This is a genomic window from Nocardioides okcheonensis (assembly GCF_020991065.1).
Taxonomy (GTDB): Bacteria; Actinomycetota; Actinomycetes; order Propionibacteriales; family Nocardioidaceae; genus Nocardioides; species Nocardioides okcheonensis.
This window is the reverse complement of sequence record NZ_CP087710.1, coordinates 2,748,956-2,774,877: the sequence shown is the minus strand read 5'-3', so window position 1 is coordinate 2,774,877 and position 25,922 is coordinate 2,748,956. Positions and strand designations below refer to the sequence as shown.

Below are 25,922 nucleotides of genomic sequence, written 5' to 3'. Positions count from 1 at the left end.
CGTGCTCGCTTCGTCCGGTGCGCGCACGAGGCACGAGTCGCACGGCTTCGCTCGCTCATGAGGACCCTTCCGTGACCGCTGGCTGCGGGCACGATGACGCTAACGCGCCGGACCGACACGGCGTTCCCCAGGTTCCCCGGTTCCCCGCCGCTGGCGCCGGGCGTTAGCGTCGCCACCCATGGACGTCTCCGCGCTGCTGGCCGCCCACCCCGTCATCGACGGGCACAACGACCTGATGTGGGAGGCCCGGGAGCAGGTCGGCTACGACTTCGACCGGCTCGACGTCGGCGTCGGCGGCACCCCCACCCACACGGACCTGCCTCGCATGCGTGCCGGCGGGATGGGCGCGCAGTTCTGGTCGGTCTACGTCCCGACCCGACTGGCCGGCGACGCCGCGGTCGCCGCGACCCTGGAGCAGGTCGACGCCGCCCGCGAGCTGACCCGCAGGTACGCCGACCGGCTGGCGTGGGCGACCACCGCCGACGAGGTCGAGCAGGCCTGGGCGGAGGACCGGATCGCGTCGCTCGCCGGCGCGGAGGGTGGGCACTCGATCGGCTGCTCCCTGGCGACCCTGCGCCAGCTGCACCGGCTCGGGGTGCGCTACCTGACCCTCACCCACAACGCGAACACCCCGTGGGCGGACTCCGCGACCGACCGGCCGGTCGCCGGCGGGCTGACCGCGTTCGGGCACGAGGTGGTCCGCGAGATGAACCGGGTCGGGATGATGGTCGACCTCTCCCACGTCTCGGCCGACACGATGCGCGACGCGCTCGCGGTCGCCGAGGCGCCGGTGATCTTCAGCCACAGCTCGGCCCGCGCGGTCACCGACAGCCCCCGCAACGCGCCCGACGACGTCCTGGAGGCGATGGCCGCCGCCGGAGGCGTGTGCATGGTGACGTTCGTGCCGAAGTTCGTGAACGCCGCGTGCGCCGACGCCCACCGCGAGATGGTCGCCGCGGCGGAGGCCGAAGGGATCCCCGAGGCCGACGGCGCCCGGTTCGGGCCGTTCGCCGACCGCTGGGAGGCCGAGCACCCGCCGCCGACCGCGACGCTGGCCGACGTCGTCGCCCACTGCGAGCACGTGCGCGAGGTGGCGGGGATCGACCACGTCGGCCTCGGCGGCGACTACGACGGCGTCGCGGTGCTGCCGACCGGCCTCGAGGACGTGTCGACGTACCCCGCCCTGCTGTCCGCGCTCGCGGACCGGGGCTGGTCGGCGGCGGACCTCGCGCGGCTGACCTGCCGCAACACGCTCCGGGTGATGCGGGACGTCGAGGACGCGGCCCGCGGCCTGCAGTCCGTCCGGGGCCCGAGCCTGGCGCGGATCGAGGACCTCGACGGTCCGCGGGGTGACGCAGCCCACCCGTAAATCGTTGGGTGGTTGTCCTCGTCAACCAATATCCTGACCCGGTGACCAGCACCCAGACCTCCCCCGGCGAGATCCAGCCGGACAGCTCCGACAAGCTCGACAAGGGCGTCCTGATGGTGGCCGGCGTCGTCGTCCTCGGCGCCATCATGTCGATCCTCGACATCACCGTCGTCTCCGTCGCCCTCAACACCTTCCAGCAGGAGTTCGACGCCACCGCCGCCGAGGTCGCGTGGACGATGACCGGCTACACCCTCGCCCTGGCCAGCGTCATCCCGCTGACCGGCTGGGCCGCCGACCGGTTCGGCACGAAGCGCCTCTACCTGCTGGCGGTCGCCCTCTTCACCGCCGGCTCGGTGCTGTGCGCCGCGGCCACGTCGCTGGAGATGCTGGTGCTCTTCCGGGTCCTGCAGGGCCTCGGCGGCGGCATGCTGATGCCGCTCGGCATGACGATCCTGACCCGCGCGGCCGGCCCGGAGCGGGTCGGTCGGGTGATGGCCGTGCTCGGCATCCCGATGCTGCTGGGCCCGATCTTCGGCCCGATCCTCGGCGGCGCGCTGATCGAGAGCGCGTCGTGGCACTGGATCTTCCTCATCAACCTGCCCATCGGCATCGCCGCGCTCGCCTACGCCTGGGTGGTGCTGCCCAAGGACGAGGTGGAGCCGTCGGAGACCTTCGACTGGCTCGGCATGCTGCTGCTCTCCCCCGGTCTGGCCGCGTTCCTCTACGGCGTCTCCTCGATCCCCGAGGAGGGCACCGCGATGGCGGCCCGGGTGATGGTGCCGATGGTGCTCGGCGCGATCCTGATCGTGGCGTTCGTGCCGTGGGCGCTCAACCGCCGCAACATCCACCCGCTGGTCGAGCTGCGGCTGTTCGCCAACAAGAACATGACGGTCGCCGTGATCGCGATGACCCTCTTCGCGATCGCGTTCTTCGGCGCCTCGCTGCTGTTCCCGCTCTACTTCATCCAGGTCCGCGGCGAGGGCACCCTCTTCACCGGCTGGCTGCTGGCCCCGCAGGGCGTCGGCGCCATGCTGACCATGCCCGTCGCCGGCATCCTGGCCGACAGGATCGGCCCGGGGAAGATCGTGCTGGTCGGGATCACGGTGATCACCGTCGGCATGGCGATGTTCACCCAGATCGGCGCGGACACCTCGTACGCCTACATCCTCGGTGCGCTGTTCATCATGGGCCTCGGCATGGGCGGCACGATGATGCCGATCATGACGGCGGCGCTCGCGACGCTCACCGCCCACAACGTGGCCCGCGGCTCGACGCTGCTCAACATCACCCAGCAGGTGGCGGCGTCCATCGGCACCGCGCTGTTCTCGGTGATCCTGACCAACCAGATGAAGGGCAGCGACGCGATCGGCCAGGCCGGCGCCGTCAGCGCCGCGGCGAACGGCAGCGACGACCCCGGTGCCCTGGCCCAGGCCGCCCAGCAGCTCGGCATCGACCCCGCGTCGCTCGAGCAGCTCTTCGCCCGCGCCACGCAGGACATGGCCGACTCGTTCGCGACGGTCTTCATCGTCGCCACGGTCCTGGTCGCCTGCTGCCTGATCCCGGCGGCCTTCCTGCCGCGCAGGAAGATCGCCCCGGCCGACCCCACCGCGGTGATGATGCACTGATCGCCGGCTCACGCGACGTCCGCGGCCCGTCCTCCCTCCGGAGGGCGGGCCGCTGTCGTCCCGGGACCCGCGCCCGCTGCCGTCCCGGCCGCCCCCGGGGGTCATCTGAGGACGTCCTGCAACCCAGGAGGGGCCTTCCGGCTGCACCACGTCCTCAGACAGGTCCAACCACGGGCACCCCCGCGCGTGCCGCGACCACCGCCGCTGCGGCCGTCGCCGGTGCGCGCCGACCGCGACGAGCAGCCCGCCAGCCGGCGGCGGGCGGTCGCGGGCTCAGCCCTGGGTGGCGAGGGCCAGCGGCAGCACGGCGGAGGCGCCGGCGGAGCGGATCGCGGCGGCCGCGACGGTGAGGGTCCAGCCGGTGGCGACGAGGTCGTCGACGAGCAGGACGGTGGCACCCGGCGGGATCTGGGCGTCGAGGCCGCCGCGGCGGCGCACGGCGGCGACCCGCTGGGCCGAGTTGGACTGCCCGGCACGCGGCGGGACCGTCTCGTCGCGGATCGCCCAGGTGCCGACGAGCGGGATCTGCATGACGCGCGAGAGGTTGTCGGCGAGGTCGCGGGCGAGGGTGGGGCGGGTCGCTGACTCGACGACGACGATCGCGTCGGGCCGGCTCGGCCACTGCGGGGCCCAGTCCTTCATCACGTCCATCACGGCCTGGGCGAGACCCGGCGGGACCGGCCCGTCGGGGGTGTCCTCGCGGAACAGCGCCCGCAGCGCCTGCCCGTGGCCGAGGTCGGTGAGCCGCGCGACCACCCGGCCCGGCTCGGCGGCGTCGCTGATCTTGCCCTTGAGGTCGAGGCCGAGGTTGGCCAGCGCGGTCGGCCACATCTTGCGCGGCTCGAGCACCACCCCGGGACGCGAGAGCCGGTCACCCGCCTCCGCGACGGCGGCCTCGCTGACCGAGGTCGACAGGCTCAGCCCGCCGCAGTTGTCGCAGCGTCCGCAGTCGGTGGCGTCGGGGTCGTCGAGCTGCTCGCGGAGGTAGCGCATGCGGCACTCGGTGGTGCGGAGGTAGCCCAGCATCGCCTGCTGCTCGCGCTCGCGGGCCTCCGCGACGCGGGCGTAGCGCTCGGCGTCGTAGTGCCAGGGCCGCCCGGTGGCGACCCACCCACCCTGCACCCGCTGGACGGCCCCGTCGACGTCGAGCACCTTGAGCATCGACTCCAGCCGGTTGCGGCCGAGCTCGACCCGGGTCTCGATCGTGGCGGTGGACAGCGGCCGGTCGGACTCCGCGAGCGCCGCCAGCGTCTCGCGGACCTGCTCCTCGCGCGGGAACCCCAGCGAGGCGAAGTAGGCCCAGATGTCGCGGTCCTCGACCTGGGGCAGCAGCACGACGGTCGCCTCGTCGGTGCCGCGGCCGGCGCGACCGACCTGCTGGTAGTACGACACCGGCGACGACGGGGCGCCGAGGTTGATGACGAAGCCGAGGCTGGCGTCGAAGCCCATGCCGAGGGCGCTGGTGGCGACCAGCGCCTTGACCCGCCCCTCGACCAGCGCCTGCTCGAGGGCGTGCCGCTCGTCGGCCTCGGTCTGGCCGGAGTAGGCCGCGACCTCGAGCCCCCGGTCGCGGAGGTAGCCCGCGACCTCCTGGGTGGCGGCGACGGTGAGGCAGTAGACGATGCCGGAGCCGGGCTGCTCGGCGAGGTGGTCGGCGAGCCAGGCGAGGCGCTGCTCGGGGGTCTTGAGCTGCACCACGCCGAGCCGGAGGGACTCGCGGTCGAGGGTGCCGCGCTGGACCAGGACCTCCGAGCCGGGGTCTCGTGACAGGCGCTGCGCGCCTTCCTCGACCAGCGGGGTTCCGCGCACCCCCAGCTGCTCGGCGACGTCGGAGGTGACGCGCGCGTTGGCGGTGGCGGTGGTCGCCAGCACCGGGATCCCCGAGGGCAGCTCGGCGAGCAGCGTGCGGAGGCGCCGGTAGTCGGGACGGAAGTCGTGGCCCCAGTCGGAGATGCAGTGCGCCTCGTCGACGACCAGCAGGCCGCACGTCGCGGCGAGCCGCGGCAGCACCTCGTCGCGGAAACCGGGGTTGTTGAGCCGCTCGGGGCTGACCAGCAGCACGTCGACCTCGCCGCCGTTGATCTGGTCGTGGATCGGCTGCCACTGGTCGATGTTGGTGGAGTTGATGGTGACCGCCCGGATCCCGGCGCGCTCGGCGGCGGCGATCTGGTTGCGCATGAGGGCCAGCAGCGGGCTGACGATCACGGTCGGACCGGCCCCGCGCTCGCGGAGCAGCTTGGTGGCGACGAAGTAGACGGCCGACTTGCCCCAGCCGGTGCGCTGCACGACCAGCGCCCGCCTCCGGTCGACCGCCAGCGCCTCGATGGCCGACCACTGGTCCTCGCGGAGCACCGCGTCGTCGCGCCCGACGAGGGCCCTCAGGTGGCGCTCGGCGGACTCCCGCGCCGCGAGGCGCGCCTCGTCGGTGACGGCTTCGTCGGTCCCGGTGGTCATGGCCCCTGTCTACCAACCGGCACCGACGCCCCGCCGCCCGGTCCCCGCGCCCTGTGGACGAGGAGGCCGGAGAGGGAGCCCGCCTTGCGGCCGGGCCGTGCGCCCACCATCCTCGACCGGGTCCCCGGCCGGGGACGGCCAGGTCGGAGGGGGAGATCGGTGAGGGCGACGGACCCGCAGGGCGGGACGTACTCGGTGACGCGGCGGTGGGTGCCGTGGCGACGCCGGATCCGCGACCTCGCCCAGCAGGTCGAGCACGGGAGGTTCGCGGCCGGCGCGCTCGGGGACCTCGTCGTGACGCGCGACCCCCTGCGCCCGGAGGAGACGCTGCGGGGCGACGACCCGGTGCTCGAGGTCCCGCTCGACCTGCCGTCACGCGGCACACAGGTGTCGCGGGTGACGGACGCCCTGCGGGCCCGCGGGCCGGTCGTGGGCACGGTCCGCGACCGCCCGACCGCGTGGGTGCTGCGCGAGGGCGGGGCCGACGGCCCGCCCGGACGGGCCCTCGCCGGAGTCGACTCGCAGTCCGGCTACGGCGCCTCGCAGGTGACGCTCCTCGTCGACCCGCGCACCCGGCTGGACCGGGGCGTCCGACTGCACCTCCACCGGGTCGCGTACGACGACCTCGGCGCGGTCGTCGAGCGCGAGCGGCACCGCAACGGCTGGACCGGCTGACCCGGACCGAGACGCCTGGGAACCGCGACGGCCCGGCCCCGTCACCGGGACCGGGCCGCCGCAACGGTCGGCGGACGACTCAGCGCGTGGTGCGCTCGACGAACCGGTCGATGTCGATGCCGGCCTTGCGCGCCGCGCGCCGCACCTCGGGCGTGGTCAGGTCGGGCGCCTGCACGACCTCGGGCTCGATGGTGCGGTCGGCGGCGGCGTACTGGCGCTGCAGCGCCGCCTGGTCGGCCCCGGAGGCCTCGGACGCGGCGACCACGTCACCGGTCACGGCGAGCGCGACGCCGACGGCGCCGCTGACCACGGGGGTGTAGCCGTTGGCGTGGCCGAGGACGTTGGGGTGGTAGCTCTCCGAGATCGGGTTGGACAGCCCGTTGAGCCACTCGGGGTCGTCGCACACGGCGTGGCCGATGAAGGCGCTGGTCGGGTTCGCGAACGAGAAGCCGGCCGCCGAGGCCGCCGCGCTGGTGCGGGTGTTGATCAGGTCGGCCATCTGGTTGAGCCGCGCCTCCTCCTCAGGGGAAAACCAGGTCAGCGCGTTGCAGTCCTCGCCCTGGAAGATCCGCGGGTAGCCCACGACGACGACCTTCGCCTGCGGGGCGCGGGAGCGGATCGAGGAGTAGAGGCCGGCGAGCTGGCCGGGCAGCGAGCCGTTGACGTAGGCCTGGGCGCCGTCGATCGCGCCGTTGCAGTCGCTGGCCCAGCCGGGCAGCGCGCACTCGGTGAGCACGTCGGCGAAGCCGGCGTCGTTGCCGCCGACGGAGATGGTGACGTAGGTCGTCGCGCTGGTGAGCGCGTCGAGCTGGGTGCCGGTGACGTCGGGGATGGTGGCGCCGGAGCAGGCGCGGAAGTTGAGCGCGTAGCCGCGGGCGGCCGCGATCAGGCTGGGGTACGCCGAGGTGGAGCGCTGGCACGACGTGCCGTCGGCGATGTAGGAGCGGGTGCCGGTGCCGGAGGAGTAGGAGTCGCCGAGCGCGACGTAGACCGGGGCGGCGGCCTGGGCCGGCTGGACGAGGAGCGGGCTGATCAGGCCCACGAGGGCTGCGCCGAGGAGGGCGAGCCGTGAGGACGTGCGTGCATGGCGGTGCATGGTCAGGAGACCTCCCGAGAGATGTGGCCACCCGAGTGTGGCCGGGATCACCCTAGGCACGGCCGGGGACACCGCACCAGTGGCGGCCCGTCAGGTCGACGGGTCGTCGACGCGGCGCAGGTGGCGGGCGCCCGCGTCGTCGTCGGGCACGGAGGCGTCGCGGAAGGACTCGCCCGCCAGCACCGGCACCACGGTGCTGACGTCGTGCTGCGCGGCGATCTCGACGTCGGCGACGAACCCCACGTCGGCCAGCTCGCGCCCACCCGCGCAGCCGAGCAGGTCGGCGGGCAGGTCGACCGCCCGCCAGGCCGCCATCGCCGCCCGCGCCTCGGGGCTGGCGTCGGCGTCGGCGCCGAGCAGGTCGACGAGCGCCTGCAGCACCGCCCCGGCGCCCCAGAGGTCCTCGACCGCGGGGCGCAGGGTGTCGTCGGGCCACCGCTCCCCCGCCGGTACGACGACCACGCTGGCGCCGGCGGCCACCTGCGGCGCGAGCCACGCCGCCACCGCGGAGGCGTTGCGCAGGCACGCCCCGACGACGCGGGCACCGGCCTCGGCGAGCGAGAAGGCGATCGTCGACCCGTTCGGCGAGGGCAGCACCAGCCGGGCGACGCCCTCGACCTCGGCCAGGCTGGCCGGCGACAGCGACACGTGCCGGGCGTCGCCGCGCGAGAGCGCCTCGAAGCGGCCCACCGCGAGGGTCGCGCCGTGCCGCATCGCGTGCGCGGCCGCGCGCGAGTCCTTCCAGCGGAACGGGAAGACCTCGATGCCGCGCTCGACCGCGACGCTCAGGGTGGTGGTGAAGGAGAGCACGTCGACCACGACGGCCACGTCCGCCGGGACGGCCTCCGCGCCGGTGGGACCCCACTCCGTGCGCAGGCGGTGGCTGGACTGGTCGTGGCCCGGGATCGTCACCCGCCCATTCAACCGCGGCCGTCCCCCGGTCCAGACACGAGCAGGGAATTCGACGCCGGGGGTCGCGGTACGGCCGCGCGCGACGTACCGTTGGGGAAACGCACGTGAACAACCACCCCACGGCCCGTCCACACGGGCCACTGCCGATCCTCCTCACCCACTCGTCCCCACCGGGTGGATCCGCAGGACGGGCCCGCCCCGGCTCGTCCTGCGAGGAGGACCGGAGAGACGCTCAGGACGTCGCGGTCGGGACGACCAGCACCGGCACCGCGCAGTGCCGCACCACCTGGCTGACCGTCGACCCGACGCTCAGGCCCGGGAAGCCTCCGGCGCCGCGCGCGCCGATCACCAGCATCTCGGCCTCCGCGGCGAACGCCACCAGCCGCTCGGCGGCCTGGCCCTTGAGGGCGTGCAGGTGCACCTCGGCGTCCGGCCCGAGGTCGAGCACCCCGACCTGGGCGGTCAGCGCCGCCACCACGGCCTGCTCGAACTCGGCCAGAGGAGGGACGTAGGTCGTCGTCATCGACGCGGGTCGCGGAGCCGTCGCCAGCGACCACACCCGGACGACGTGCAGCGGGAGCCCAAGGCGGCGTGCCAGGCCGGCGGCTCGGACCACCACGGTGTCGCAGCGGTGGGACCCGTCGTGCCCCACCACGACCCCGTCGGGGGTTGAGGTGTCCGTGCCGCCGGCCATGGACCGAGCCTAGGGACGGGGCCTGGCCCACCACCCGGGCCGAAGGGGCCGTCCTGCGGGGGTCGGAGGTCCCGACCTCAGCGGGTCACCAGATCCGCACGCGGTCCTGCGGCTCGAGCCACAGGCCGTCGCCGGGCGCGGTCTCGAACACCTCGTGGAACTCGTCGAGGTTGCGCACGATGTTGGCACGGAACTCGGCCGGGCTGTGCGGGTCGATGGTGAGGTACTGCAGCTCCTGCTCCTTGCGCCGCTTGGTGCGCCACACGTGCGCCCAGTTGAGGAAGAGCGTGCGGCGCTCCTCCGTGCTGGCCTCGCCGCCGCGGGCGATGACGTACGCCTTGTGCGCGATGGTGAGGCCGCCGAGGTCGCCGATGTTCTCCCCGACGGTGAGGCTGCCGTTGACGTGCTCGCCGGGCAGCGTGCGCGGCTCGAAGGCGTCGTACTGCGCGACCAGGGCCTGCGACTTCTCCTCGAACGCGGCCTTGTCGTCGGCGGTCCACCAGTCCTGCAGGTTGCCGTCGCCGTCGTACTGCGCGCCCTGGTCGTCGAAGCCGTGGCCGATCTCGTGGCCGATCACCGCGCCGATACCGCCGTAGTTCTCCGCCTCGTCGGCGTCGGGGCTGAAGAAGGGCGGCTGGAGGATGGCGGCCGGGAAGCAGATCTCGTTGGTGCCGGGGTGGTAGTAGGCGTTGACGGTCTGCGGGAGCATCAGCCACTCGTCGCGGTCGACCGGCTGGCCGACCTTCTCGAGCTGGCGGTCGGTCTCGAACGCCGACGCCGACGCCACGTTGCCCATCAGGTCGTCGGCGGAGACGGTGAGGCTGGAGTAGTCGCGGAACTCCGTGGGGTAGCCGATCTTCGGGTAGAACCGGTCGAGCTTGTCGTAGGCCCGCTGCTTGGTGTCCTCACCCATCCAGTCGAGCGCCTCGATCGAGCGACGGTAGGCGGTGACGAGGTTGGCGACCAGCTCGTCCATCATCTGCTTCGAGCTCGGCGGGAAGTGCCGCGAGACGTAGACCTTGCCGACGGCCTCGCCGATCGCGCCCTCGACGAAGTCGACGCCGCGCTTCCAGCGGGCGCGCAGCTCGGGGGTGCCGTTGAGGGTGCGGCCGTAGAAGTCGAAGTTGGCCTCGACGAAGGGCTCGGGCAGGTAGGGCGCCGAGCTGCGCACGACCCGCACCTGGAGCACGTCGTGCCACGTCTCGATCGGGGTCTCCTCGAGCACCGTGGAGAGGTGGCTGAAGAAGTCGGGCTGCATCACGATGGTGCGGCGCAGCGTCTCCTCGGTGCCGCCGAGGGCGGTGACGAAGGCGACCCAGTCGAAGGCCGGGCAGAGCTCGCGCAGCTCGTCGAGCGACTTGTGGTTGGTGGTCTTCTGGACGTCGCGGGTCTCCGCCGCCTCCCAGTGCCCCTCGGCGAGCCGGGTCTCGTAGGCCAGCACGCGCGCGGCCGCGCCGGCCGGGTCCTCGTGCTCGCTGAGCTCGAGCAGGGTGGTGAGGTAGGCGACGTACTTCTCGCGGATCTCGGCGAACTTGTCCTCGCGGTAGTAGGACTCGTCGGGCAGGCCGAGGCCGCCCTGCGCGAGGTAGACGATGTTGCGCGAGGCGTCGCCGCGGTCGGGGGTGATGTAGGAGCCGAACAGGCCGGGCCCGCCGATGCGCTCGAACATGCCGACGAACGCCGCGAGCCCGGTGAGGTCGCCGACCGCGCGGGCCTGGGCGAGCAGGCCCCGGACCGGGTCGAGGCCCTTGGCCTCGATGGTGGCGGTGTCCATGAAGGAGGCGTAGAGGTCACCGATCTTGCGGGCGTCCTCGTCGAGGTCGTCCGCGGGCCGGTCGGCCAGCTCGGTGATGATGTCGCGCACCTGCTGCTCCGCGTCGTCGGCGAGCGCGATGAAGGCGCCCCAGCTCGACTTGTCGGACGGGATGTCCGTCTCGTCGAGCCACCGGCCGTTGACGTGGCCGAACAGGTCGTCCTGGGGGCGGATGTCGGGGTTCATGCCCTCGCGGGCGGCGTCGAGGATCGTCACCCGCCCGACCCTAGCCCCGCACACCACCCCGCGTGGCCCTCAGCGCACCCGGACGACCGACTTGCCCAGGGTGCGGCGCTCGTCCATGTCGACGAGCGCCGCGCCGAAGTCGGCCAGGTCGTAGGTCGCGCCGACCGGCGGGCGCACCACGCCCGCCTCGATCATCGGCGCCAGCCGGTGCCACTGCTTCTGCATGTAGCCGGGCCTGGTCATCGCGTAGGCGCCCCAGCCGACGCCGCGCACGTCGGTGTTGGCGAGCAGCAGCCGGTTGACCTTCACCTCCGGGATGCCCTGGCCGGCCGCGAAGCCGACCACCAGGATCCGGCCCTGCTCGGCCAGGCAGCGCAGCGAGTCGGTGAAGGCGTCGCCGCCGACGACGTCGAGCACCACGTCGACGCCCCGGCCGCCGGTGAGCTCCTTGACCGCGTCCTTGAAGTCCGGACCGACGACGACCTCGTCGGCACCGGCCGCGCGGGCGAACGCGGCCTTCGCCTCGGTGCTGACCACCGCGATCGTGCGGGCGCCGAGGCCCTTCGCGACCTGGAGGGTGGCGGTGCCGACGCCCCCGGCCGCGCCGTGCACCAGGACGGTCTCCCGGTCCCGCAGCCCGCCGCGCTCCTCGAGCGCGAAGAGGGCGGTGAGGTAGTTCATCGGCAGCGCCGCGCCCTCGTCGTACGACAGGGCGTCCGGCAGCGCGAAGGTGAAGATCGCCGGGTTGGCCACCTGCTCGGCCGCGCCGCCGTGCAGGTTCACGCCCGCGACCCGCTGGCCCACAGTGAAGCCGCTCGACTCCGGCGAGCCGGGGTCGAGGACGACGCCGGCGAAGTCCACGCCGAGCGTGAACGGCGGCTCGGGCCTGAACTGGTACTCCCCGCGGCTCAGCAGCAGGTCGGGGAAGGAGATGCCGACGCTGTGCACCTCGACCAGCACGTCGTGCGGACCCGGGCTGGGCTCGGGCACCTCCCGCACCTCGACGTCGGTGGGACCGGTGAGCGTGACGACCTGGGCTGCGCGCATGCGCCGACCCTAGTCACCCGGGCCCTTCCCGCTGGTCGAGGAGGTCGCGCAGCGACCGTCGCGAGACCCGGCCGACCCGTCCCGCTGGTCGAGGAGGTCGCGCAGCGACCGTCACGAGACCCCGCCGACCCGTCCCGCTGGTCGAGGAGGTCGCGCAGCGACCGTCACGAGACCCCACCGACCCGTCCCGCTGGTCGAGGAGGTCGCGCAGCGACCGTCACGAGACCCCGCCGACCCGGAGGCTGAGGGGTCTCGTGACAGGACTCCGTCCTTCCTCGACCAGCGGAAGGGCGGAACTCCGTCCTCCCTCGACCAGCGGTGGTCGTCACCCGGGCCGCTTCACCTGGCGGAGCTCGAAGTGCATCGGGTCGGTGTACTTCCAGTCGCCGCCCCAGGCGAAGCCCCAGGTCTCGAAGATCGCCACCACGTCGCGGTCGATGTCGCCCACCGTCCCGCGCTGGTTGCCGGGGACGTTGAGGTCGAGCGCGAGGCCGAAGGAGTGGTTCGACAGCGTGGTGGTGCCGGCGATGAACCGCGGGTAGTAGCACCCGGCGTACTCACCGGGATGGATCTCGTCGGCCAGCCCGCGCTGCTGCACCTCCAGCAGCGCCGCCCGGAGCTGCGGGAAGAGGTCCCGGTGGCAGGTGACGCTCCCGAGGATCGGGACCACCTCGGTGCGGATGTTGGCCGCCACCCAGGCCGGGTCCGGCGCGATCCGGCCGCCGCCCAGGACGCGGTAGCGGTAGGTGCCGACCAGGCTGCCGAGCGTGCCGCCGGTGGGGATCGCGGTGAGCCTCGCGTCGGGGTCGAGCCCGAGCCGGGACGCGACGTCGAGCATCTGGACCGACGCGCCCTTGCCCACGAGGCGCTCCAGGGGCTTGCGGATGCTGGCCGGCGTGGCGTTGTCGGTGGAGATCAGCAGCCCGTTGTCGGTGGACATCTCGATGTCCGGCGCCCAGGCGGTGTTGACGACGAGGTCGATCGTCGGGACCTGCGGGGCGTACGCCCCCACGTGCAGGACGGGCGCGGAGTCGTCGGTGCCCAGGCGGATCATCGCGTCGTCGTCGGCCAGCCGTCGGGCGACCTTCTCGTCGGTCGCGAGCTCGCCTCCCGCGACCCGGTCCCACGCCTCCTGCAGGTCGGCGACGTCGGAGCGGGTGAAGAGCCGGTAGGCCCCCGGGTCGACCGCGGCGACGGTCAGCACCCGGTTCTCCAGGCTGACCTGGCCCAGCCCGATCCGCTCGGTGTGCGCGACCCCGTCCAGCCGCTCGATCCGCCTGACGGTCGCGGCGTCGATCGACCGGTCCCACTGCACGAGGACGTCCGCGCTCCACAGCCGGTCCTTGCGGGGTCCGGGCGGGTCGACGGCGTGGGCGGGGTCGGCGACGGGCACGGTCGGCTCGCCGGAGGTCGGGGTCGACGGGCTCCCCGTCGCCGGGGCCGGTCCGGGATCGGCGCGCTCGCTGCACGCGCCGAGCAGCAGGACCAGGGCGGCCGTCGCCGCCAGTCGTGTCCCAGCCCCCCTCCGTGCACCCATGCGAGAAGCCTAGGCAGGCTCCGGACGCAACCGGTGCGGGATGGTGATCCAGGAGACCAGCCCGCCGAGCACGAGCAGGGCGGCGCAGATCATCAGGGCCGCGTCGTAGGACGCGTCGAACACGATCGGGTCGCGGTAGTCGTCGCCGGAGAGCCCGACGGCCATCGGGAGCGCGGCGACCGCGAGCAGGGAGCCGGCGCGGGCGACGGCGTTGTTCACGCCGCTGGCGATGCCGGTCAGCTCGTCGGGCGCAGCGGCCATCACGGCCGCCGTCAGCGGCGTCGCGGTGAGGGCGAGTCCGAGACCCAGGACGGTCAGGCCCGGGGCGACGTCGCGCCACCACACGACGTCACGGCCGACGACGACGAGCCACGCGGTGCCGACCGCCATGACCAGGGGTCCGACCGTCATCGGCACCCGCGGCCCGATCCGCTCCGCGAGGGCGCCCGCGCGGGAGGAGAGCAGCAGCATGCACGCCGTGATCGGCAGGGTCGCGAGCCCCGCCTGCAACGCGTCGTAGCCACCCACCGTCTGCAGCTGCAGCACCAGGAAGAAGAGAACTGCCCCGATCGCCGCGTAGACCAGCAGCGTCATGGCGTTGGCAGCGCTGAAGGTGCGCTCGGCGAACATGCCCAGCGGCACCATCGGCGCGGACGAGCGGCGCTCGACGACGACGAACGCGACCGCCGCGACCGCGCCGACCGCGACCGCGAGCCAGGTGGTCGGGCCGCCGGCGTCGGTCAGCGCCCACGTCGTGCCGGCGAGCGCGAACGTGGCCAGCACGGCTCCGTGGACGTCGAAGCGTCCATGGGCTCCCGGGTCGCGGGTCTCCGGCACCCAGCGCAGCGCGAGCCAGACCGTAAGCGCCGCGAGCGGCAGGTTGATGAGGAAGATCCAGCGCCACGACGCGTGGTCGACCAGGACGCCGCCCACCAGGGGGCCGAGCACCGTCGCCACGCCACCGAGCCCGGCCCATGCGCCGATCGCCCGGCCGCGATCCTCGACGCGGAAGGCACCCTGGATCATCGCCAGGCTGCCGGGGGTCAGCAGCGCGCCACCGACTCCCTGCAGCACGCGGGCCGCGACGAGCACCCCGGCCGTCGGTGCGAGCGCGCACAGCAGCGCGGCGGCCGCGAACCAGACCGTCCCGACGACGAAGACCCGCCGCCGCCCCAGCCGGTCGCCGAGCGCGCCACCGAGCAGGATCAGCGAGGCGAGGGAGAGGAAGTAGCCGTTGGTGATCCACTGCAGCTGCGCGAGCGAGGCGTCGAGGTCGGTGCCCATCGTGCGCAGCGCGACGTTCACGACGGTCCCGTCGAGCAGTGTCATCCCGGAGCCCAGCACGGCCGCCGCGACGACGCCACGCGCCGTCGGCGTGCCCCACGCGACCTGTGTCATGTCGCCTTCAGGACGCGCCCGGCGAGCCAGGCGAGGTCGGCCCCGGTCTGCTCGGGCGACGACGAGGGCTGCATGACGTGGCTCAGCACGACCCGCACGACCATGTCGATCGCGGGGTCGAGGTGGGCGGCGTCGATCCCGGGGGCGTACGGCACCACGCGGGCGCCCACGACCTCCTTGGCGACGCCGAGCAGCGAGCCGGCGTTGGTGGTCAGCAGCGGCAGGAGCTCGGTGTCGGCGCCGTGGGTCGCGCTCACCACCGCGTGCAGCAGGGTGTTGGCGCGGGCATGGGTGAGCACGTCGCGCACCGCCCGCTCGATCGCGCGGGTGAGGTCGTCGGGCTCGGCGTCGAAGGCCTGCTCGACGACGCCGAGGAAGCGGGCCAGCTCGTCGAGCACCATCACCTCGGCCAGCGCCGGCTTGGAGCCGACCTCGTTGTAGACCGTCTGTCGGCTGACCCCGGCCGCCGCGGCCAGCCGCGCCATCGTCACCGCGGCCCACCCCTCGGAGGTGGTCAGCTCCACGGCCGCGGCGACGATGCGGTCGCGGGTGGTCGCCATGCGCGCAGTCTAGGCAGCGCGCTCCGGCTCGCAGGGCACGAAGTCGACCTTCTCCCGCACCCCGCAGTCGGGGCAGCACCAGTCGGCCGGGATGTCGGCCCACGCCGTGCCGGCCGCGAAGCCCTCGTGCTCGTCGCCCGCGGCCACCTCGTAGACGTACTCGCAGCCGGGGCAGCGGGCCGCCATCACCTCCTGCGCCGCGGCCGCCACCCCCTCGTCGGTCGAGGTGCGAGCGGAGCGAGCCTCGAGACCCGCGGCCCCGTACCGGCGGACGTACGCCTCCCGCCTGCGCGGGCTGATGTTGGCCAGCGTCACGTCGCCACCGAAGTGGTCCACGACCCGCTGGTCCATCACCCGGCGCCACACCGGCGGAACGAGGGCCAGCACGATCATCCCGGCGTAGCCGGTGGGCAGCACCGGGCTCTCCTCGAAGTCACGGAGCGTCTGGTAGCGACGGGTCGGGTTCGCATGGTGGTCGCTGTGCCGCTGGAGGTGGTAGAGCAGGACGTTGGTCGCGATGTTGTTGGAGTTCCAGCTGTGGCTGGGCAGCACCCGCTCGTAGCGCCGGCGCTCGCCCTCGCCGACCTTCTGCCGCAGCATCCCGTAGTGCTCCATGTAGTTGACGACCTCGAGCAGCGAGAACCCGACGACCGCCTGGACGAGGAGGTACGGCAGCACCTCGACGCCGCACGCGACGACCACCACGGCCCAGAGCGAGACGCTCATCAGCCACGCGTTGAGCACGTCGTTGTCCAGGCGCCACGGGCCCTGCTCGCGGCGAGCGAGGCGCCGCTTCTCCAGCCGCCATGCCGAGCGCAGCGAGCCGCCGACCGTGCGCGGCCAGAACCGGTAGAAGCTCTCCCCCAGCCGCGAGCTCGCCGGGTCCTCCGGCGTCGCGACCCGGACGTGGTGGCCGCGGTTGTGCTCGATGTAGAAGTGGCCGTAGAACACCTGCGCCAGCGCGACCTTCGACAGCCAGCGCTCGTTGGCCTCCTTCTTGTGGCCGAGCTCGTGGGCGGTGTTGATGCCGATGCCGCCGATGCAGCCGATCGAGATCGCCAGGCCGACCTTGTCGAGGGTGCCGAGCGGGTCGTCGGCGAGGACCCCGAAGGCGTCCCACCCGCCGACGACCGCCATCGCGCCGAGGAACCCGGCGTACTGGATGGGGAGGAAGAGGTAGGTGATCCAGCGGTAGTAGCGGTCCTGCTCGAGCGCCTCGATCACGTCGTCGGGCGGGTTCGAGCGGTCGAGCCCGGCGACGAGGTCGATCGCCGGGACGATGCCGAGGATGACGATCGGGCCGACCCAGAACCACACGCTCCAGCCGGTGGCGACGTAGCCGCCGAACGCGACGAACGCCAGGCTCGGCACGACCAGGCCGATCAGCCACAGGTAGCGCTTGCGGTCGGTCCACAGCGCGGTCGTGCCCTCGGGCACCGTGCCGCTGGGGGCGAGTCGAGTGGGGTAACCGGGCATCTGCGAACCTCCTGCCGTGGGGTTTACAGGACCATAGGTTCTGTACACCTCGTTTGACAAGAGGGGCTCCTTTGTCAACTTCAGCGATCCCCGGCTGACCGGCTCTCGCTGAACTTGTCGGCCTTTGCAACGCCTGACAAGTTCAGCGATCCCCGGCTGACCGGGGATCGCTGAACGCATCCCACACGTCTCACACGCCTGTTGCCGGCGTCACAGTGGGCGGGCGCTGGCGATAGGTTGTGCGCCATGGATCACCCCTTCGGCATCGACTTCGGCGGCACCGGGATCAAGGGCGCGCCCGTCGACCTCGAGGTCGGCGACTTCGCCCACGACCGGGTCCGCATCGACACGCCCAAGCCCGCCACCCCGGCGGCAGTGGCGCAGGTCTTCGAGCAGATCGTCGGCTCGTTCCCCGCCTCCAGCACCCCGGTCGGCGTGACCGTGCCCGGCATCGTGCGCCGCGGCGTGGTGCTGTCCGCCGCCAACATCGACAAGTCGTGGATCCGCGAGGACGCCGACGCGATCTTCACCGAGGCGCTCGGTCGCGAGGTCCACGTCGTCAACGACGCGGACGCGGCCGGCCTCGCGGAGGCGGAGTTCGGCGCCGCGAAGGGCCGCCGCGGCCAGGTGCTGGTCATCACCCTCGGCACCGGCATCGGCTCGGCGATGATCTGGGACGGCGAGCTCGTCCCCAACACCGAGCTCGGCCACCTCGAGCTCGACGGCGCCGTCGCCGAGGTCACCACCGCCACCAGCGCACGCGAGCGCGAGGGCCTCTCGTGGGAGGACTGGTCGGCGCGGCTCACCCGCTACTTCCGCCACGTCGAGCGGCTCTTCACCCCCGACCTGTTCGTCGTCGGCGGCGGCGTGAGCAAGTCGTGGGAGAAGTTCGGCCACCTCATCGAGATCGACACCGAGATCATCCCCGCCAGCCTGCAGAACCGCGCCGGCATCGTCGGCGCCGCGCTCGTCGCGCACCGCAAGGCCGGGCTCGCGGACTGACCGCCCGCGCGGCGTCCCCACCGGCGTACGCCCCTCGCAACCGGGCCGGGCGACCCGTCAGCCGCCGGGGCGCGGCATCGGGCCGCTGACCTGCTCGAAGGCGGCGGTGGCGCCGCGCAGGTAGCGCTCGACGATCGCCTTCTCCTCCTCGGAGAACGACGCGTCGTGCCGGTCGAGCGCCGCGAACATCGGCATCAGGTGGCCGACGATCTCACCGCGCCCCGAGTCGGTGATGTGCAGCTCGGTGCGGCGCCGGTCGACCTCGTGCGGGCGCCGCTCGACGTGGCCGCGGGACACCAGCCGGTCGACGATGCCGGTGGCGGCGGCGGTGGAGACCTCGAGCCGGCGCGCGACCTCCGCCGGACCGATCTGCTCGCGGCTGAGGTGCTCGAGGGTGACCAGCTCGGACTCGCTCAGCCCGGCCCGGCGGGAGACCACGTGGGTGACCCGGCTGCCGGCCGACACCAGGTCGCGCAGCGCCATCAGCGTGGGCGGCTGGTGCTGCTCGGCACCGCGCTCGACCCACACGGGCGCAGCCGGAGGCTGCGGCTGGTCGCTCATGACCCACCTCGCACTCGGATGACCTTCTCTCGCTCACCTCCGGGGGTGACGCCGGTCGCCCCCGTACTTGCCTGTCGTCAGAGTATACCGCTAACTTGATGAGTAACTTGGTTAGCAACCACCCTGACTAGCAATACGTCCGAGGAGCCCCTGTGTCCCCCCACCGAACTCCCGCCGCGGCGCGGTTCATCGCCGGACGGCGTACGGCCTGGGTCGTCGCGCTCGTGCCGATCCTGCTCGCGCTGGCCGTCCTCGCGTTCCTCCCCGAGGGCGAGCGCGAGACGACCAGCACCGACACCTCGCCCATCGGCGCCGACAGCACGCTGGCCGCCCAGCTGCTCGACGACCTCCCCGACGACGAGGGACAGGTCGCCATCGTGCTCTGGACCGCCGAGGACGGGGAGCTCTCCGAGCAGGTGCAGGGCGACCTCACCCAGCAGGCCGTCGCGCTGCTGTCCGACGCCGGGGGCTCCGGGGAGTCCGGCCAGGGCGGCGGCCAGGGCGGTCCCCCGCCGGGCGCCACGGAGGGCGGCCAGGGCGGCGGCGGGCAGCAGTCCCCCGTCGTCGTCGCCGAGGACGGCACCGCCGCGTTCGTCGCCGTGCCGGTGACGTCGTCGTCGGCCACCGACAACATCCGCAAGGTCGAGAAGCTCCGCGACACGCTGCGCGAGGACGCGCCCGACGGCGTCGAGGTCCAGGTCACCGGCCCGGCGGGCATCCAGGCCGACATCGGCCAGGTCTTCGACGGCGCGGACTTCCGGCTGCTCGGCGCGACCGCGCTGGTCGTCGCGATCCTGCTGATCATCACCTACCGCAGCCCGGTGCTGTGGCTGGTGCCGCTCATCGTGGTCGGCATCGCCGACCGGTTCGCCGCGATCATCGCGACCAACGTCCTCGAGCTCACGGGCGTCGCGTGGGACGAGTCGACCGTCGGCATCCTCAGCGTGCTGGTGTTCGGCGCCGGCACCGACTACGCGCTGCTGCTCATCTCGCGCTACCGCGACGAGCTCAAGACGACCGACAACCGCTTCGAGGCGATGGCCCACGCGCTGAGCCGCACGTTCGAGGCGGTGCTGTCGAGCGCCACCACGGTCGTCCTCGGCCTGCTGACCCTGCTGCTGTCGAGCATCCCGACGACCCGCGGCCTCGGCCTCGCCTGTGCCGTCGGCGTGCTGATCGCCGCCACCTTCGCGCTGGTCGTGCTGCCCGCCGCGCTGGTGGTCTTCGGTCGCTGGGTCTTCTGGCCCCGGGTCCCCCACGTCGGCGACACCGTCCTGGTCGACTCCAACTCGCTGTGGCACCGCGTCGGCGAGGCGGTCTCCCGTCGACCGCGCACCTTCGTGGTCGGCACCATCGTCGCCCTCGCCGTGCTGGCCAGCGGCACGTTCTCGATCAGCACCGGGCTCAAGCCGTCCGACCAGTTCCTCGAGCGGCCGGAGGCGATCGCAGCCGCCGAGCGGCTCGGCGAGTCCTTCGCCGCCGGCACCAGCGACCCGATCCAGGTCGTCACCCGGGCCGACGCCGACCAGGTGCTCGGCGCGGTCGAGGACGTCGACGGCGTCGACTCGGCGCGGATCACGACCAGCGCCGACGGCATCTCCCAGATCGACGCGATCCCCGACGCCGAGCCCGGCAGCGAGCAGGCGCGGGCGCTGGTCGCGGACGTACGCGCCGCGGTGGCCGACTTCGACGACACCCACGTCGGGGGCGGCGACGCCGAGGCGGTCGACGCCAAGGACTACGCCGCGCAGGACCGGCTGCTGATCCTGCCGCTGATCCTGCTGCTCGTGCTCGGTGCGCTGGTGGTGCTGCTGCGCTCGGTGGTCGCGCCGCTGCTGCTGGTCGCGACGGTGCTCGCGACCTACGCAGCCGCGATGGGCGCGTCGTGGTGGCTGTTCCGCACGGTCTTCGACTTCGCCGCGATGGACACCGGGGTGCCGCTGCTGGCGTTCCTGTTCCTCGTCGCGCTCGGCGTCGACTACAACATCTTCCTCGTCACCCGGGCGAGGGAGGAGGCGCGCGAGCACGGGACGCGTACGGGCATGCTGCGCGCACTGACCGCCACCGGCGGCGTGATCACCAGCGCCGGCATCCTGCTGGCGGCGGTGTTCGCGGTGCTCGGCGTGCTGCCGCTCGTCGTGCTGGCCCAGCTGGGCGCGATCATCTTCGTCGGCGTGCTGCTCGACACGCTGGTGGTCCGCACCGTGCTGGTGCCCGCGCTCGCGATGACGCTCGGCGAGAAGTTCTGGTGGCCGCGCAAGGTCACCGGCTGAGCGAGACGGGCGCCGAGCCGCGGAGGCTCGGCGCCCCACGTCGCCTGGACTGACGAGCGAGCAAGCGCGACGAGCGCAGCGAGGCAGCGCCGTCGAGCGAGGAGGGAAGGCGACGTCCTCCGGGGCGCCGAGCACGCGCGAGCGGAGCGAGCGCCAGACAGTCAGCCCACGCGACCGCTGATCGCTGCGGCGACGCGCTTGGTCACGTCGGGGTGGAAGACGCTCGGGATGATGAACGCGGCGTGCAGCTCGTCGGGGGTCACGGTGTCGGCGATCGCCTGGGCCGCGCGCAGCAGCATGTCGGTGGTGACCTCGTCGGCGCCGGCGTCGAGCAGGCCGCGGAAGACACCCGGGAAGGCGAGCACGTTGTTGATCTGGTTCGGGTAGTCCGACCGGCCGGACGCGACGACCGCGGCGTAGCGGTCGGCCTCGGCGGGGTCGACCTCCGGGTCCGGGTTGGCCAGCGCGAAGACGACCGGCTTGGGGGCCATGGTCGGGATCCACTCGGGGTCGAGGATGCCGGGCGCGGAGACGCCGATGAAGACGTCGGCGTCGACCAGCACCTCCTGCAGCGAGCCGGTGGCGCGCCGCGGGTTGGTGGCGCCGGCGAGGTCGCGGTGGGCCGGCGAGAGGGTCTCGTCGTCGGCCGACAGCGCGCCGAAGCGGTCGACCACGACCACGTCGTGGGCACCGGCCGCGAGCAGGAGGGTGACGATGGCCGTGCCGGCCGCACCCGCGCCCGAGACCACGATCCGCACGGACGGCAGCTCCTTGTCGACGCAGCGCAGCGCGTTGGTCAGCGCGGCGAGGACGACGATCGCGGTGCCGTGCTGGTCGTCGTGGAAGACGGGGATGTCGAGCGACTCGCGCAGCCGCCGCTCGATCTCGAAGCACCGCGGCGCGGCGATGTCCTCGAGGTTGATGCCGCCGAAGCCCGGCGCGATCATCTCGACGGCCTTCACGATCTCGTCGGTGTCCTGGCTGGCGAGACAGATCGGCCACGCGTCGATGTCGGCGAAGCGCTTGAACAGCGCGGCCTTGCCCTCCATCACCGGCATCGCGGCGCCGGGGCCGATGTTGCCCAGGCCGAGCACGGCGGACCCGTCGGTGACGACCGCCACCGAGTTGCCCTTGATGGTGAGCTTGCGGACGTCCTCGGGGTTGTCGTGGATCGCCATCGACACCCGGCCGACGCCGGGCGTGTAGGCCATCGACAGGTCGTCGCGGGTGCGGAGCGGGACCTTGGAGCTGACCTCGATCTTGCCGCCGAGGTGGAGCAGGAAGGTCCGGTCGCTGACCTTGTGGACGGTCACGTCGGCGACCGCGTCGACGGCGGCGACCAGCTCCTGGGAGTGGCTGGCGTCGGCGGCCGAGCAGGTCACGTCGACGGTCAGCCGGTCGTGGCGCGACTCGGTGACGTCGATCGCGGTGACGATGCCGCCGTTGCGCGCGATGGTGGTCGCGACGTGCCCGACCACGCCGTGGTCGGGGGCGGTGTACAACCGCATGGTGATCGAGTACGACGACGCGGTTGCTGCCATGCCCCGACCCTCTCGTCCCGCCGGGGTTACGGGCAAGTCACCTCGGTGGTCGGCGGGGTTGTGGTCGTAGTGTTCGCCGGATGGACACCGTCTTCTCCGACGCCCCCTCGCGCAGCCGCTTCGAGCTGCGGGCCGGTGACGAGCTGGTCGGCTTCGTCGACTACCTGTTGCGCGACGGCACGATCGTGCTGGTGCACACCGAGGTCGACCCGGCCCACTCCGGCCAGGGCCACGCCTCGACGCTCGCCCGCGGCGCCCTCGACGCGGCCCGCGCGCGGGGCCTGGCCGTGCGCCCGACCTGCCCCTACGTCGCGTCGTGGATCGAGAAGCACCCCGACTACGCCGACCTCGTCGCGGGCTGAGGTCAGCGCACCACCGAGCCGGTGATCGAGCGGCTCGCCCCGAGGAAGAAGATCCCGGGCAGCGTCTCGAAGCCGTCGCTGGGGTTGTCGGCGAGGCGGGAGTCGCGGATGGTCAGCGTGCCGGTGCGGTCGTTGGAGACGAAGAAGATCGCCCCACCGCCCTCGCGCGCGTGGTTGCCGGTGAGCGTCGAGCCCTCGAGGGTGAGGTGGATGTCGTTGCCGTCGAGGTAGATCGCCCCGCCCGAGCCGCCGCCGGGTGTCCCGGGGCGCGCCGGGTTGGCGCCGCGGCCGACCGCCCGGTTGTCGGTGAAGGTCGAACCGGAGATGCGCCACGAGACACCGATCGAGCTGAGCGCGGAGCCGTTGCTGCACCGTCCGCCGGTGAAGGTCGAGCCGCGCACCACGACGGGCCGGTCGCGGTGCTGGTCGAAGACCCGGACGGCTCCACCGCCGACGTCGGGCCCGGTGCGGCGGCAGCGGTTGTCCTCGAAGACGGAGTCGAGGATCCGCAGCCGGCCGCCACGGGCGTACACCGCACCACCGCCCTCGTCCTCGCGGGCCGCGCTGCCGTCGACGAGGCGCATCCGCCGCACCACCAGCCGCGGCGTCGCCTGGTCGTCGCAGTGGTCGCTCGTCCAGACCTGGGCGCGGTCGCAGGTGTCCATGTAGAGGATCCGCCGCTGGCCCTGCCCGCTCAGGGTGACGAGCCCGCCACCGTCGAGGACGACCCGCGCGGAGGTGTTGACGACCTTCGCGGTCCGCCGCATCGCGATGGTGACCGGGTCGGGCCCGCAGTCGAAGGAGATCCGGCCGCCGGCGGCCACCGCCCGCACGACCGCGCGCGACGTGCAGGACGCGGGGGTGCCGGCGCCGACGACCGTGCCGGCCGCCCGGCGAAGGGGTCTCGTGACAGGCGCCAGAGCGCCTTCCTCGACCAGCGGGTGCGGCCGGGCGCCTTGCTCGACCAGCGGCGCGGCCGCTGCGGGAGCAGCCGACGCCACCACCGCGGCGACGAGCGTCGCGGCGAGGGCGCCGGCGGTCCTCACAGCGCCTTCTCGATGTCCTTCGACAGCTTCTCGGGCTCCGTGGTGGGGGCGTAGCGGTCGATCACCTGGCCGTCGCGGCCGACGAGGAACTTGGTGAAGTTCCACTTGATCTTGCTGCCGAGCAGCCCGCCCTTGGAGTCCTTGAGCCACTGGAAGAGCGGGTGCGCGCCGTCGCCGTTGACCTCGACCTTGGAGAACAGCGGGAAGGTGACCCCGAAGTTGCGCTCGCAGAACTCCGAGATCGCCGCCTCGTCGCCCGGCTCCTGGTTGCCGAACTGGTCGCAGGGGAAGCCGAGGACCACCAGGCCCTGGTCGGCGTAGGTGTCCTGGAGCTGCTGGAGGCCCTTGTACTGGCCGGTGAAGCCGCACTGCGAGGCGGTGTTGACGACGAGGACGACCTTGCCGTCGTACGCGGACAGGTCCGTGTCGGTGCCGTCGATCGCCGTCGCGGAGAAGTCGGAGAGAGTGGTCATGCCCCCGAGTCTGCCAGCAGGTCAGTACTGGAACTGACCCACCAGGACCCGCATCTCGGCCGCCATCCGGGCCAGCTCGTCGGCCGCCTCGTTGGTGCTGCTCGCCGCCGCCTGGGTGTCGGAGGCGGTGCGGGCCACGCCGGTGACGTTCTGGGCGATGTCCGTGGACCCGGTCGCGGCCTCGGCGATGTTGCGGCTCATCTCGTTGGTGGTGGCGGTCTGCTCCTCCACCGCCGACGCGATGACGGCCTGCGTGTCGTTGATCCGCCCGATGATGTCGGCGATCTCGGCGATGGCGACGACGACGGCCTCGGTGTCGGCCTGGATCGCCTGGATCCGGCGGCTGATGTCCTCGGTCGCCTTGCCCGTCTCCTGGGCGAGCTCCTTGACCTCGTTGGCCACCACCGCGAAGCCCTTGCCCGCCTCGCCGGCGCGCGCCGCCTCGATCGTGGCGTTGAGCGCGAGCAGGTTGGTCTGCTCGGCGATCGCGTTGATCACCTTGATCACGTTGCCGACCTCGGCCGAGGAGTCCCCGAGCTTGGCCACGGTCGCGTTGGTGGACTCGGCCACCACCACGGCCTGCGCCGCGACGCCGGCCGCGTTGGACGCGTTCTGCGCGATCTCGCGGATCGAGGCGGACATCTCCTCGGTCCCGGTCGCGACGGTCTGCACGTTGCGCGACACCTGCTCGGCGGCCGCCGAGACGACTCCCGCCTGGGCGGAGGAGTCCGCGGCCGAGCCGCTCATCTGGCCCGACACCGCGGACAGCTCCTCGGAGGCGGAGGCCAGCGAGTGGGCGTTGTGGTCCATCTGGGCCATCATCTCGCCGAGCTTGGCGACGGTCGCGTTGAGCGCACCGGCCATCCGCCCGATCTCGTCGGTCGAGTCCACGTCGAGCCGCTGGTCGAGGCGGCCCACCGCCACCTGCTCCAGCATGCCGACGGTCCCGCGCAGCCGGCGGACGATGCCGCGCGCGATGAGGCCCGCGACGGACGCGCCGGCCACCACGCCGAGCAGCACCAGGCTGATGAAGATCGCGTCCGCGGTCCTCTCGGCACCGGCGAAGTCCCGCTCCCGCTCGGCGATGTCGGAGTCGACGACCGCCCGCAGCTCGTCGAGGGTCGCGTCCATCGCGTGGTTGGCGTCGATGACGTCCACCTCCGACAGCGTCGGGCCCTCGCCGTCGGCAGCGTCGGCCACGAAGGCCTCGGTGAAGTCGTAGTACTCCTCGGCGGCGGGCACGAGGTCGGCCAGGGCGGCGCGGACGTCGGCCGGGAGCTCGAGCTCCTCGATGGTCGCGATCACCTCCCGCGCGCTTGCGACGTCGTCGGTGGCGTCGGCCACCGCGACCTCGATGTCGGCGCCCGGGACCAGGGCGCGGAAGGCGTCGGCCTTGACCTCGCTGTTGCGGTTGTCGAGGTGGAAGAGCTCGCCCGACGCGATGCGCATGGCGTCGATCGTGTGGGTGTCCTCGGACAGCCGGTTCATCGTCGAGTAGCCGACGACGCCGATCAGCACGGACGGCACCAGGCACACGGCGGTGAGCAGGGCGAGCTTGCGTCCCGTGTCGAGGTCGACGAGCGCCTGCCCGACCCGGTTCCGCTTCCCGCGCGAGGTGACGGACGGGCCGACGGGCGGCCGCGACCCGGTCGCGGTCCGCGACGCGGTGGAAGGACGGGTGGCTGGTGCCGACGTGGACAGCAAGGTCATGGCGTTCCTTCGTTCAGGGTGCGCGGATGCTCGGCCACGCGTGCGGGGGTCAGCTCCCTCGTCGGCCGCTCGAGCGTCCCGGTGAGGACCGGACCACACGTCGGGACCATCG

The 25,922-nt window shown here is 73.0% G+C and carries 21 protein-coding genes; 6 read left to right on the top strand and 15 right to left on the bottom strand.

The features are described 5' to 3' along the window. Positions 1 to 178: 178 nt before the first annotated feature. Positions 179 to 1,369, top strand: a complete 1,191-nt coding sequence (locus tag LN652_RS13455; RefSeq protein ID WP_230441133.1) for a dipeptidase — start codon at positions 179 to 181, stop codon at positions 1,367 to 1,369. Between the two features lie 41 nt (positions 1,370 to 1,410). Further along, on the top strand, positions 1,411 to 2,994 hold the full coding sequence (locus LN652_RS13450; RefSeq protein ID WP_230441132.1) for a DHA2 family efflux MFS transporter permease subunit: 1,584 nt from the start codon (positions 1,411 to 1,413) through the stop codon (positions 2,992 to 2,994). A gap of 273 nt (positions 2,995 to 3,267) precedes the next feature. Here LN652_RS13450 and LN652_RS13445 read toward each other — a convergent pair whose 3' ends face one another. Beyond that, positions 3,268 to 5,448, bottom strand: coding sequence for a RecQ family ATP-dependent DNA helicase (locus tag LN652_RS13445; protein ID WP_230441131.1), 2,181 nt, complete (start codon positions 5,446 to 5,448; stop codon positions 3,268 to 3,270). A 159-nt stretch (positions 5,449 to 5,607) separates the two neighbouring features. Here LN652_RS13445 and LN652_RS13440 point away from each other — a divergent pair, with 159 nt between their 5' ends. Continuing rightward, positions 5,608 to 6,123 (top strand): hypothetical protein, encoded by a 516-nt coding sequence (locus LN652_RS13440; RefSeq protein WP_230441130.1) that lies wholly within the window; start codon positions 5,608 to 5,610, stop codon positions 6,121 to 6,123. A 79-nt stretch (positions 6,124 to 6,202) separates the two neighbouring features. Here LN652_RS13440 and LN652_RS13435 read toward each other — a convergent pair whose 3' ends face one another. The 9 genes from LN652_RS13435 to LN652_RS22045 all read right to left on the bottom strand — a co-directional run bounded on the left by LN652_RS13435 (position 6,203) and on the right by LN652_RS22045 (position 16,842). Then, a complete protein-coding gene (locus LN652_RS13435) occupies positions 6,203 to 7,219 on the bottom strand; it encodes an SGNH/GDSL hydrolase family protein (RefSeq protein WP_230441129.1) in 1,017 nt (338 codons plus the stop codon). Positions 7,220 to 7,309: 90 nt separating this feature from the next. Continuing rightward, complete coding sequence (locus LN652_RS13430; protein WP_230441128.1) at positions 7,310 to 8,131, bottom strand: 2-phosphosulfolactate phosphatase; 822 nt, start codon at positions 8,129 to 8,131, stop codon at positions 7,310 to 7,312. Positions 8,132 to 8,363: 232 nt separating this feature from the next. Further along, complete coding sequence (locus LN652_RS13425; protein ID WP_230441127.1) at positions 8,364 to 8,825, bottom strand: universal stress protein; 462 nt, start codon at positions 8,823 to 8,825, stop codon at positions 8,364 to 8,366. Between the two features lie 85 nt (positions 8,826 to 8,910). Continuing rightward, positions 8,911 to 10,854, bottom strand: a complete 1,944-nt coding sequence (locus LN652_RS13420; RefSeq protein WP_329958432.1) for a M13 family metallopeptidase — start codon at positions 10,852 to 10,854, stop codon at positions 8,911 to 8,913. Positions 10,855 to 10,893: 39 nt separating this feature from the next. After that, positions 10,894 to 11,871 (bottom strand): NADPH:quinone oxidoreductase family protein, encoded by a 978-nt coding sequence (locus LN652_RS13415; protein ID WP_230441126.1) that lies wholly within the window; start codon positions 11,869 to 11,871, stop codon positions 10,894 to 10,896. Between the two features lie 325 nt (positions 11,872 to 12,196). Beyond that, positions 12,197 to 13,408 (bottom strand): M15 family metallopeptidase, encoded by a 1,212-nt coding sequence (locus LN652_RS13410; RefSeq protein WP_230441125.1) that lies wholly within the window; start codon positions 13,406 to 13,408, stop codon positions 12,197 to 12,199. A gap of 9 nt (positions 13,409 to 13,417) precedes the next feature. Then, complete coding sequence (locus LN652_RS13405) at positions 13,418 to 14,806, bottom strand: MFS transporter (RefSeq protein WP_230441124.1); 1,389 nt, start codon at positions 14,804 to 14,806, stop codon at positions 13,418 to 13,420. Continuing rightward, a complete protein-coding gene (locus tag LN652_RS13400; protein ID WP_230441123.1) occupies positions 14,803 to 15,366 on the bottom strand; it encodes a TetR/AcrR family transcriptional regulator in 564 nt (187 codons plus the stop codon). The genes LN652_RS13405 and LN652_RS13400 overlap by 4 nt, the downstream gene beginning before the upstream one ends. 9 nt (positions 15,367 to 15,375) lie before the next feature. Continuing rightward, entirely contained in the window at positions 15,376 to 16,842 is a 1,467-nt protein-coding gene (locus LN652_RS22045; RefSeq protein ID WP_329958431.1) for a fatty acid desaturase, read from the bottom strand. 246 nt (positions 16,843 to 17,088) lie between these two features. On the opposite strand from LN652_RS22045, the gene ppgK reads away from it, so the two are divergent. Further along, positions 17,089 to 17,844: a polyphosphate--glucose phosphotransferase gene (gene ppgK / locus LN652_RS13385; protein ID WP_230441122.1), complete on the top strand. Its 756-nt coding sequence runs from the start codon at positions 17,089 to 17,091 to the stop codon at positions 17,842 to 17,844. 57 nt (positions 17,845 to 17,901) lie between these two features. Here the strand turns inward: ppgK and LN652_RS13380 are convergent, their stop codons facing one another. Continuing rightward, positions 17,902 to 18,405 carry a MarR family winged helix-turn-helix transcriptional regulator gene (locus LN652_RS13380; protein WP_230441121.1) on the bottom strand — a complete coding sequence of 168 codons (504 nt, stop codon included), beginning with the start codon at positions 18,403 to 18,405 and terminating at the stop codon, positions 17,902 to 17,904. A gap of 152 nt (positions 18,406 to 18,557) precedes the next feature. Between LN652_RS13380 and LN652_RS13375 the strand changes: the two genes are divergently transcribed. Further along, the gene (locus LN652_RS13375) at positions 18,558 to 20,678 is read left to right on the top strand and encodes an MMPL family transporter (protein WP_230441120.1); all 2,121 of its coding nucleotides are present in this window, start codon (positions 18,558 to 18,560) and stop codon (positions 20,676 to 20,678) included. A gap of 161 nt (positions 20,679 to 20,839) precedes the next feature. Here LN652_RS13375 and LN652_RS13370 read toward each other — a convergent pair whose 3' ends face one another. After that, positions 20,840 to 22,219, bottom strand: coding sequence for an NAD-dependent malic enzyme (locus LN652_RS13370; protein WP_230441119.1), 1,380 nt, complete (start codon positions 22,217 to 22,219; stop codon positions 20,840 to 20,842). Between the two features lie 80 nt (positions 22,220 to 22,299). Here LN652_RS13370 and LN652_RS13365 point away from each other — a divergent pair, with 80 nt between their 5' ends. Beyond that, entirely contained in the window at positions 22,300 to 22,581 is a 282-nt protein-coding gene (locus LN652_RS13365) for a GNAT family N-acetyltransferase (RefSeq protein ID WP_230441118.1), read from the top strand. 2 nt (positions 22,582 to 22,583) lie between these two features. Here LN652_RS13365 and LN652_RS13360 read toward each other — a convergent pair whose 3' ends face one another. Genes LN652_RS13360 through LN652_RS13350 form a run of 3 tightly spaced genes read right to left on the bottom strand, consistent with a single transcriptional unit; the run spans position 22,584 to position 25,810 of the window. Then, the gene (locus LN652_RS13360) at positions 22,584 to 23,627 is read right to left on the bottom strand and encodes a hypothetical protein (protein WP_230441117.1); all 1,044 of its coding nucleotides are present in this window, start codon (positions 23,625 to 23,627) and stop codon (positions 22,584 to 22,586) included. Continuing rightward, a complete protein-coding gene (locus LN652_RS13355; protein ID WP_230441116.1) occupies positions 23,624 to 24,100 on the bottom strand; it encodes a glutathione peroxidase in 477 nt (158 codons plus the stop codon). The genes LN652_RS13360 and LN652_RS13355 overlap by 4 nt, the downstream gene beginning before the upstream one ends. Before the next feature lie 21 nt (positions 24,101 to 24,121). Further along, positions 24,122 to 25,810 (bottom strand): methyl-accepting chemotaxis protein, encoded by a 1,689-nt coding sequence (locus tag LN652_RS13350; protein ID WP_230441115.1) that lies wholly within the window; start codon positions 25,808 to 25,810, stop codon positions 24,122 to 24,124. Between the last annotated feature and the right edge of the window lie 112 nt (positions 25,811 to 25,922).

Bases quoted from the DNA above. Each gene is read 5' to 3' on its own strand.
- LN652_RS13455 (WP_230441133.1), top strand. From the start codon at position 179: ATGGACGTCTCCGCGCTGCTGGCCGCCCACCCCGTCATCGACGGGCAC.
- LN652_RS13445 (WP_230441131.1), bottom strand. From the start codon at position 5,448: ATGACCACCGGGACCGACGAAGCCGTCACCGACGAGGCGCGCCTCGCG.
- LN652_RS13435 (WP_230441129.1), bottom strand. From the start codon at position 7,219: ATGCACCGCCATGCACGCACGTCCTCACGGCTCGCCCTCCTCGGCGCA.
- LN652_RS13425 (WP_230441127.1), bottom strand. From the start codon at position 8,825: ATGGCCGGCGGCACGGACACCTCAACCCCCGACGGGGTCGTGGTGGGG.
- LN652_RS13415 (WP_230441126.1), bottom strand. From the start codon at position 11,871: ATGCGCGCAGCCCAGGTCGTCACGCTCACCGGTCCCACCGACGTCGAG.
- LN652_RS13410 (WP_230441125.1), bottom strand. From the start codon at position 13,408: ATGGGTGCACGGAGGGGGGCTGGGACACGACTGGCGGCGACGGCCGCC.
- LN652_RS13405 (WP_230441124.1), bottom strand. From the start codon at position 14,806: ATGACACAGGTCGCGTGGGGCACGCCGACGGCGCGTGGCGTCGTCGCG.
- LN652_RS13400 (WP_230441123.1), bottom strand. From the start codon at position 15,366: ATGGCGACCACCCGCGACCGCATCGTCGCCGCGGCCGTGGAGCTGACC.
- LN652_RS22045 (WP_329958431.1), bottom strand. From the start codon at position 16,842: ATGCCCGGTTACCCCACTCGACTCGCCCCCAGCGGCACGGTGCCCGAG.
- ppgK (WP_230441122.1), top strand. From the start codon at position 17,089: ATGGATCACCCCTTCGGCATCGACTTCGGCGGCACCGGGATCAAGGGC.
- LN652_RS13380 (WP_230441121.1), bottom strand. From the start codon at position 18,405: ATGAGCGACCAGCCGCAGCCTCCGGCTGCGCCCGTGTGGGTCGAGCGC.
- LN652_RS13370 (WP_230441119.1), bottom strand. From the start codon at position 22,219: ATGGCAGCAACCGCGTCGTCGTACTCGATCACCATGCGGTTGTACACC.
- LN652_RS13365 (WP_230441118.1), top strand. From the start codon at position 22,300: ATGGACACCGTCTTCTCCGACGCCCCCTCGCGCAGCCGCTTCGAGCTG.
- LN652_RS13355 (WP_230441116.1), bottom strand. From the start codon at position 24,100: ATGACCACTCTCTCCGACTTCTCCGCGACGGCGATCGACGGCACCGAC.
- LN652_RS13350 (WP_230441115.1), bottom strand. From the start codon at position 25,810: ATGACCTTGCTGTCCACGTCGGCACCAGCCACCCGTCCTTCCACCGCG.